General features: G+C 74.3%; 7 protein-coding genes. 4 read left to right on the forward strand and 3 right to left on the reverse strand.

The annotated features are described in order from the left end of the window. On the reverse strand, positions 1–834 hold the full coding sequence (locus QWM81_RS23830) for a DUF4097 family beta strand repeat-containing protein (RefSeq protein WP_290114371.1): 834 nt from the start codon (positions 832–834) through the stop codon (positions 1–3). Between the two features lie 114 nt (positions 835–948). Here QWM81_RS23830 and QWM81_RS23835 point away from each other — a divergent pair, with 114 nt between their 5' ends. Continuing rightward, positions 949–1,746, forward strand: a complete 798-nt coding sequence (locus QWM81_RS23835; protein ID WP_290114372.1) for a hypothetical protein — start codon at positions 949–951, stop codon at positions 1,744–1,746. A 50-nt stretch (positions 1,747–1,796) separates the two neighbouring features. On the opposite strand, the gene QWM81_RS23840 is transcribed toward QWM81_RS23835, so the two are convergent. Next, the gene (locus QWM81_RS23840) at positions 1,797–1,979 is read right to left on the reverse strand and encodes a DUF6104 family protein (RefSeq protein ID WP_003961784.1); all 183 of its coding nucleotides are present in this window, start codon (positions 1,977–1,979) and stop codon (positions 1,797–1,799) included. A 151-nt stretch (positions 1,980–2,130) separates the two neighbouring features. On the opposite strand from QWM81_RS23840, the gene QWM81_RS23845 reads away from it, so the two are divergent. From QWM81_RS23845 to QWM81_RS23855, 3 genes are all read left to right on the forward strand, one after another. Beyond that, complete coding sequence (locus QWM81_RS23845) at positions 2,131–2,487, forward strand: CU044_2847 family protein (RefSeq protein ID WP_290114373.1); 357 nt, start codon at positions 2,131–2,133, stop codon at positions 2,485–2,487. Next, entirely contained in the window at positions 2,480–4,498 is a 2,019-nt protein-coding gene (locus tag QWM81_RS23850; protein WP_290114374.1) for a VMAP-C domain-containing protein, read from the forward strand. Before QWM81_RS23845 ends, QWM81_RS23850 begins: the two co-directional genes overlap by 8 nt. Positions 4,499–4,634: 136 nt before the next feature. After that, on the forward strand, positions 4,635–5,708 hold the full coding sequence (locus QWM81_RS23855) for an AAA family ATPase (RefSeq protein WP_290114375.1): 1,074 nt from the start codon (positions 4,635–4,637) through the stop codon (positions 5,706–5,708). 140 nt (positions 5,709–5,848) lie between these two features. Here the strand turns inward: QWM81_RS23855 and QWM81_RS23860 are convergent. Further along, the coding region (locus QWM81_RS23860) for a hypothetical protein (protein WP_290114376.1) at positions 5,849–6,030 on the reverse strand (182 nt) is incomplete at its 5' end.

Here is a 6,030-nt window from a genome sequence, read left to right on the forward strand (position 1 = left end):
TCAGAGCACCTTTCCGGCAGGGGCCCCGGGCCGGCGGAGCAGCGCGATCGAGCCGGAGACCGTGGTGGCCTTCAGCGTGCCCCTGCCGTCGCCGAGCGTGCCGGTGATCTTCTTGGCCCCCCACTCGCCGCTGACCCGCAGGTCCTCGAAGGCGTTGGAGACCGCGCCACCGGCGGTGTGGGCCTCGACCTGCGCGTTCGCCGGGTGGGGCAGCCGGATGGCGACCTCGCCGGAGACGGTGGTGAGCCGGATGTCGGTGGGCTCGGCGTCCTCGACCGTGTCCAGGTCGATGACCATGTGGCCGCTGACCGACTCGGCCCGTACGGACGTCCCGGCGCCCTCGACGACGGTGAGGTCGCCCGAGACGGAGGTGAAGTGGAGGTCCCCGGTGACCGCCTGCGCCTCCACGCTGCCCGAGACGGTGTCGGCGCGGACCGTGCCGGAGAGGCCGACGAGCGTGGTGTCGCCGGTGACGCCGCGTACCTCCGTACGCCCCCGGACGCCGGAGACCACGGCCGCTGCGCCGACCACGCCGACCTTGACCCGGGCGGCGGCCGGGACGGCGAGGGAGACCACGGCGCTGCGGTCCCACCCCTTGCGGTCGAGCCAGGTGAGCAGGCCCTTCCAGGGCAGGTCCTCGTAGGTGACGGTCAGCGTGGAGCCCTGCTGGGTCACGATCAGGGGCGGGCCCTCGATCTGCGAGACCTCCAGCCGGGCGGGGCCCTCGTCGGTGCCCACGACGTTGACGGTCCCGTTGACGACGCGCACCTTCAGTGCCGTCACGGGGTCGTCGAGGGTCAGCTTCATCGGCTCGCTGACGGACCACTCCGGCATGGGGCCTCCCTCGGACATGACGCAACATATCGCGTCTCCTGGGGAACACGATATATCGCGGCCCGGTGAAGTCAAGCGCCTCGTATCCGGACAAATTGGCCTAGCGTAAAGGTCATGAACGCGACTTCCGTGGGCGCGCTGCTGCTGTGCCGGGCCCAGCCGCCCTCGGTACGGCCTGCGGCGCACCTGCTGCGCGAGCGACTGCTCCTCGCCCCGGCCGGTCCCGACTGGAGCGTCCTCGTCCCCGAGGGCAGGCCATGGCTGGAGGGCGGCGAACCGGTCGACCGCGTCGTCGCGGGCTGGGCCGGCGCCCTGACGGTCGGCGCGGCCTGGCCGGTGGTGGCCCTGTGGTGGGACGCCGACCGGGCGGGCTACGTCCTCGCGACCGGCTTCCGCCGCCCCGTCGGCTACACCTGGCTCGCGGACGGCACCCCCGTCGGCGAGGACGAGGCCATGCACACCTTCGCCGCCCGCCTCGGCCTCGACCCGGTCCTGGACGTCCAGGACCTCCAGCCCCTCACCCGCCCCGACAAGGACGCCGACGCCCGGACCCGCCTGGTGGGCCTGATCCCCGTCCTGGCCCGCCACGGCCTCACCCTGCCGCCCGGCCTCGCCCCCGGCGAACCGGCCGCCCGCCTGGCGGCCGCGGCCCAGGAGCACGGCGCCGACCTCGTCGAACGGCACGGCCGGCCCGACGCCCTGCGCGCCGAACTCGACGCCGTCGAGGAGGGCGCCCTCGGTCCCTGGCTGCGCGGGCCCCGGGCCCGTACCCTCGCCACGGCCCAACTCGCGGCGGGCGTCCCCCTGCTGGCCTGGGCGCTCACCCGCCGCAGCGCCGGCTGGGCGGCGGCGGGCGCGCTGCTCATCGCGCAAGGGGCGCTGGGCCTGACGTACGACCGCCTGCGGCAGTGACCCGCGCGGCGCGCCCCCCGAGGGGACCTACTCGCCCCCCCGGACGGGACCTATTCGTCCTCGTCCTCGTCGTCGAGCCGCGCCAGCCACGTGGCCAGCCGCTCGACCGGAACCTCGAAGTCGGGGTTCAGATCGACGAACGTACGCAGCTGCTCGGCGAGCCACTCGAAAGTGACCTCCTCCTCGCCGCGCCGCTTCTCCAGCTCCTCGATGCCACGGTCGGTGAAGTACAAGACATGCTCCTGGTGCCTGCTGGGGTGTTCCCCCTCAGGGTATGGCGTCCCGCAGGCCCCACACGTGTCCGGATTTCAGCGTCCCAGGGGCCCGCCGGACCAGTAGCCTCGATCTTCGGATCGTTTCGGCCCGGCACGGGGGGAGCACGCGATGGACGGACAGATCCGCAGAATCGAGCTGGGCAACGGCGAGATCGTGTACGCCCGGGTCAGCACCGCCGCCGGCAGCTACGGCGCGGCCGACCGGGACGTCGGCGTCGGCGACCGGGCGGCGGCCAGACTGGAGCAGCTCACCGAACTGATCCAGCGCGTCGGCGGGACCGTGCTGGACGCCGCGTCGGCCGTGAAGCCGCACGAGGCCTCCATCGCGTTCGGAGTGGAGCTGACGGCCAAGTCCGGCAAGGCCCTGGCCGTCCTCGCGGAAGGCGAGGCCAAGGCGTCCCTCCACGTCACACTCACCTGGCGGCTCGGCGACGGCGGCGCCGCGCCGGCCGGCACGAATGGCTGACGCCCACACCGACCTCGACGCACTCGTCCGCGCCGCCACCGTCCGCTTCCTGCCCGCGGACCCGGCCGACACGCACATGTGGGGCAGCGGCTTCCTGGTGGCGCCCGGCTGGGCACTGACGTGCGCCCACGTCCTGCTGCCGCACCTGAGGGACGACCCCGGCCGCGCGTTCCGGGTGGCGGGCTCGCCGTCGTACTACGGCATCGACCCCGTCGGGGCGCGGCTGGAGAAGTGGCTCGTCACGGACCCGTGGGACGACGAGGTGCCGGCCGTCCAGGACCTGGCGCTGGTCAGGCTGCTGGACGACGGCGTGGAGCACGAGTGCGTCTGGATCGGCGACCAGGTCGCCCTGCCGGTCGGGACGCGTCAGGTGTACGGCTTCCGGCCCGAGGACGACCCCGGGCAGCCGTACGAGCTGTGGACCAGCCGCATCGCCGAGAACACCTCCGACGGACGCTGCTCGATACGGTTCGCGCCCATGGCCGAGTTCCCGCCCGGTGTCTCCGGCGGGCCCGTCCTCGACCCCGTGTCCGGCGGCGTCGTCGCCATCACCAAGTCCGGGCGGTACGGCAAGGACGGCGGGCGGGCCGTCCTGCTGCGCGCGCTGCGCGCCTTCGGGCCGCTGTACCGGGAGCTCATCGCCCAGCACGACCACTGGCACGCCGGGCGCGCCGACAGCCGTGGCAGCTGGCTCTTCCACCAGCAGCGGCTGCCCGACCAGGGCGCGGGCGGCGACGACGGCTGGTCACCGGGCGACCGCGTCGCCGCGCTGCGCCTGCTCGCCCAACTGCCCGACCCGCCCCCGCCGGGCGTCGTCGAAACGCTCGTCCAGCACGTCAGACAGGACCGCCAGGAGCGGGTCTTCCCGTCGCTCGCCGCCTGGCGGGACGGGCACGGACTGCTCTACCGGAACGGCCGGCCCCTGCCCGCCGTGGTCTTCCTGCACTATCTGCGCCAGGTCGTCCTGCTCGCCAGGAGCGCGGGAGGCAAGGACGCCGCCGCCCCGGCGGTGGACGAGCTCGACGCCTGGATCACCAAGCGGCTGGAGCGCGTCGAGTCCTTCAGCCGGCCGCTGGTGATCGGGGCGCAGCTCCCCGAGCCGCTGCGGGAGGCCATGGCGTACGAAGGCGGCGGCGCGGTCCCCGCCGCCGAGCGGATCGTCGTCCCGTACCCCGGGCGCGGCGACACGGACAACGTCGTGGTGGTCGAGATCGAGCCGTTGCCCTACCGGAACCTGCACTGGCAGATCCGGATCGACGACGGCAGCGGGGACGAGGAGGTCTTCGCCGCGGAGGCGGACCCCGACGGAGTCGAGCCCGCCGGGCTCCTCCAGCGGCTGCGCCGACCGCTGGACGAGGCGTTCCAGTTCGCCGACGGCGCCAACGGCCACCCGGCCGCGTGCGAAGTGGTCCTGCCCGTCGCGGACTTCGACACCCCGGTGCACCGCTGGCAGCTCGCGGAGATGGCCCGGCTCGGCGACGCGGCGCACCTGCCGTTGGGGGTGCGCCGCCGCGTCGTCCTGCGTGACCTGGCCCGCAGGGGCCGCCCCGACGACGCCTGGACGCGGCGCTGGGAGGCGATGACCGCCGCCGGGCGCCTCGCCGCCGCGCGTACGCCGCCGCTCCAGCAGGCCCCGCGGCGCCGGCACTTCACCGCCATGGCCGCGTCCCACATCCCCGTGCTGTGCCGCCCGGCGGGCCGGGGCGCGGGGCGCAAGGCCATGGAGCTGGCGCTCGAAACCGGCCACGGCATCGTGCTGTGGCACATCGAGGGCCACCCCCGGTCCACCGCGTGCGCCGGCGACTGCGACGCCTTCCACCAGGGCGCCGCCGAACTCCTCGGGAAGACGGCCACCGCCCGTGAACTCCCCGACCGGCTGCGCCGTATCAGGGAAGAGATACACGAACGCCGTGATCAGGGGCACTGGGCCGAAGCCGTCGCCGTCCTCTACGACGACCCCGGCAGACCGGTGCCCGCGGGACCCCTGGGACTGTGGAGCTCACCGGCATGAAACAGACAGGCAGTTGGCCGGAAAGCGGCCATGGAGAGCCGTTCGGCGGGTACGTTCTCAGGGGCCCGTTGTGGGCGCGCCCCGCCCCCGTCGGCCAGAACGCGGGTACCCACCGGACGCCGACGAGGAGCACGTCATGGACAGCTGGCTGATTTACCGGGGCCAAGGGCAGCCGGACCCCGAGCGGATCGGCCGGCTCCCGGAGCCGCCCCGCTGGCGCCGGTTCAGCGGCGACCCTCTGCCGGACGAACCGCCCCCCATCGACCACAGCAGCACACGCCGCCTCGGCGACCGCGCCCCCCTGCCGATCCAGGACGCCGAAGCCCTCCAGCTCATCAACGCCGCCCTCTACCTGCGCCGGCCCCTCCTGGTGACCGGCGAACCGGGCTCCGGCAAGAGCACCCTCGCCCACGCCGTCGCCCACGAGCTGGGCCTCGGCCGGGTGCTCCAGTGGCCGATCGTCTCCCGAAGCGAGCTGCGGGACGGGCTGTACGCGTACGACGCCATCGGCCGCCTGCACGACGCCCAGCTCTCGCGCGAACGTGACGGCGACGGTGACGGCGACGGTCGCGGCCATGGCGACGGTGACGGCGCAGCGGACGGCGGTGCGGCGGACGGCGGCGGCATCGGGCGGTACATCCGGCTCGGACCGCTCGGTACGGCGCTCCTGCCGAGCCGCCGGCCGCGCGTCCTGCTCATCGACGAGCTGGACAAGAGCGACATCGACCTGCCCAACGACCTCCTGAACGTCCTGGAGGAGGGCGAGTTCCGCATCCCCGAACTCCAGCGCATCGCCGACCGCCCCGGACAGCGCACCGTCCACGTCCTGGACGAGGACGGCCGCCGCGTCCCGGTCACCGACGGCCGCGTGACCTGCCACGCCTTCCCCTTCGTGGTGATGACCAGCAACGGCGAGCGGGACTTCCCCGCCCCGCTGCTGCGGCGCTGCATCCACCTGAGGCTGGAGCCGCCGCGCGACGAACGCCTCGCCGCCCTGGTGCAGGCCCACTTCGGGCAGGGCGCGGACGAGGAGAACCGGGCCCTGCTGGACAGCTTCGTCGAGGGCGACCACAACGGCGAGCTGCGCCTGACCGACCAGCTCCTGAACGCCATCTTCCTCACCCAGTTCGCGGCGCGCGAGGACCACGTGCGGCGCGAGGAGATCGCCGATCTGCTGCTGCGCCCCCTCGACCAGCGCCCCCAGCGGTGACCCCACCGTGACCACCACTCCCTCCCGCGCCCCCGGCTCCGCGAGCGGCCTGCTCACCGAGCTGGTCGCGCGGCTGAGGGAGGCGGAGCTCGGCCCCACCTGCGAGGAGGTCGCCGACGCCCTGTGGCTCGCCCGGTGGGTCACCCCGGCCGGCCCGGCGGCGGCGCGGGCGGGGGCGTCCGGGCCGGCCGGGGTGCCTGGACGTTCCAGGTGCCGTTGCCCGAGCTGCACCAGCCCACGGCCACGTGGTCGTTGGTGTGCGACACGTACGCGCTGCAACCGGACGGTCCTACGGCGGCCTGCGCGGACGGCGCGACACCGA

Source organism: Streptomyces ficellus, assembly GCF_030406405.1.
In the GTDB taxonomy this organism is placed as follows: Bacteria; Actinomycetota; Actinomycetes; order Streptomycetales; family Streptomycetaceae; genus Streptomyces; species Streptomyces ficellus_B.